Source organism: Shewanella sp. 10N.261.52.F9 (assembly GCF_041471165.1).
In the GTDB taxonomy this organism is placed as follows: domain Bacteria; phylum Pseudomonadota; class Gammaproteobacteria; order Enterobacterales; family Shewanellaceae; genus Shewanella; species Shewanella marinintestina.
The window spans coordinates 1-1,929 of record NZ_JBFRNX010000069.1 but is presented as its reverse complement, the minus strand read 5'-3'; the positions used below and the strand labels follow the sequence as shown (position 1 = coordinate 1,929).

Below are 1,929 nucleotides of genomic sequence, written 5' to 3'. Positions count from 1 at the left end.
ATTTTGGGGATAACCAAACAATCGAGGGAAGAGCCGCTAATCGCAGAGTTGTTTTAACAATCGAATAAGTGCGTTTAGCATAAGTGGTAAGCCCCTAGAACAGTAGACACTTCATAGAGTTATAATGAACCAAAAATATGAGGTGTTACATGCGCGGAAAACGATATCCCGACGAGTTCAAAATCGAAGCAGTTAAACAGGTCACAGAGCGTGGTCACCAGATCGCCGATGTGGCAGAAAGATTAGGCGTCACTCCTAAAAGTTTGCACAACTGGATTAACAAGTTTGATAAGCCAGAAAAGCAACACATCACCATTGATAATCAGCAAGACGAAATACGTAAACTGAAAGCGGAGCTACGTCGGGTAACCGAAGAGAGAAATATCCTAAAGGAGGCCGCCGTGTACTTTGCAAGCGAGTCAAAGAAAAGTACACGTTCATAAAGTCCCGGCTCAAGCAATATCCTGTCAGAACCCTGTGTCGAATACTTGATGTTCACCACAGTGGCTTCTATGCCTGGTTAAAGGAGCCTTTGAGTAACCGAGAAGCTGAAGATAAAAGGTTGCTAGGTAAGATTAAGCAATTTTGGCTGGAAAGTGGCTGTGTGTATGGCTATCGAAATATTACATTGGACCTCAAGGATGACGGCGAATCCGTTGGTAAAAATCGAGTTCATCGTATTATGAAAGCAGCTCAGATTAAGGCTGTACGAGGCTATAAGCGTAATCCAAGCTTTGGTGGCGGTGATGTTAGTCATACAGCACCAAACACGCTAAATCGTGGCTTTGATGTTGCTAAGCCTAACAAAGTTTGGGTGACCGATTTTACTTATATTCGCACCCATGAAGGCTGGTTGTATCTAACTGTTGTGATCGACTTATTCTCACGACAAGTTGTCGGTTGGACGATGAAAAGCACACCTAAGGCTGACTTGGTTATTGACGCGCTATTGATGGCTATATGGCGACGGTCTCCGACCGAAAAGGTGCTGATACATTCCGATCAAGGTGTGCAATATACCTGTTCAGATTGGCGTAGCTTTCTTAAAGAACACAACCTTGAAGCTAGTATGAGCCGCAGAGGAAACTGTCATGATAACGCTGTTGCTGAGAGCTTTTTCTCACTCCTAAAGAAAGATAGAGTTAAGCGAAAAGTCCACAAAACCAGAGACGAAGCACGCTCTGAAGTATTTAACTATATCGAATATTTCTATAATCCAGTGCGGCATCATGGTAGTAATAACGGACTGTCTCCGATGAAGTTCAAGAAGCAGTATTTCGAGAAACTAGAAAGTGTCTAGATAACTAGGGGCTTACCAAAGCCTGTGTTTCGTGCTAATCAATACGAGCTTGTCATCTGGTAAAAAGGTTATTGTAGTTGTTATACTTTCAATAGCATCTTTCACTTTAGGATTTTGCTTTAGTATTAACGAAGGACTGACTCATTGGCAAGCATCTGGCCCTTAGAAAGCAAAACATAGCGTTAACTTATTGTAGTAAAGTTGGCTAGCTCCTTTTTTAAACAAACGCTTAAGTAGGTTTAAAATTTAAATATTATAATGCTTAGCATTTGGATGTATTTTTTAAATTTAGTTGCTATCTGTTTTAGAGGCATAAACGTCTAATATCCCCGCAATTGAGGATAGGAGACGTATATGTTGTTAAGTCGTAATAAAATGGCTGTATCTAGCTTAGTTGCCGTGTTGTTTATTGCTGGATGTGAGGATTCGTCAAATGCTTTCTCTTACCCGCAAACAGAAACTGGATTGGAGTTAACCCCCTTTGCACACGAGTTAGTACAAGGACAAACGCTGACGGTTGATTTTGCTACGCATGTCGCAGGCGACGATGACTGGACGCTTATTGATGTGGTTGATCCTAATGGCCTAGTATCGATTGTTGAGCAGGGTCCGACCTTTGTCAAAATACA

At 41.7% G+C, this 1,929-nt stretch carries 2 protein-coding genes; both read left to right on the top strand.

The window, feature by feature from the left end; translation table 11 throughout:
• The first annotated feature begins 149 nt into the window (after window positions 1-149).
• A protein-coding gene (locus AB4298_RS21290) for an IS3 family transposase (RefSeq protein ID WP_371988336.1) occupies window positions 150-1,300 on the top strand; the annotation gives its coding sequence in 2 pieces (ribosomal slippage) (window positions 150-387 and window positions 387-1,300; 1,152 coding nt in all).
• 354 nt (window positions 1,301-1,654) lie between these two features.
• Window positions 1,655-1,929, top strand: a 275-nt coding sequence (locus tag AB4298_RS21285) for a hypothetical protein (protein ID WP_371988335.1), incomplete at its 3' end; no start/stop codon positions are given.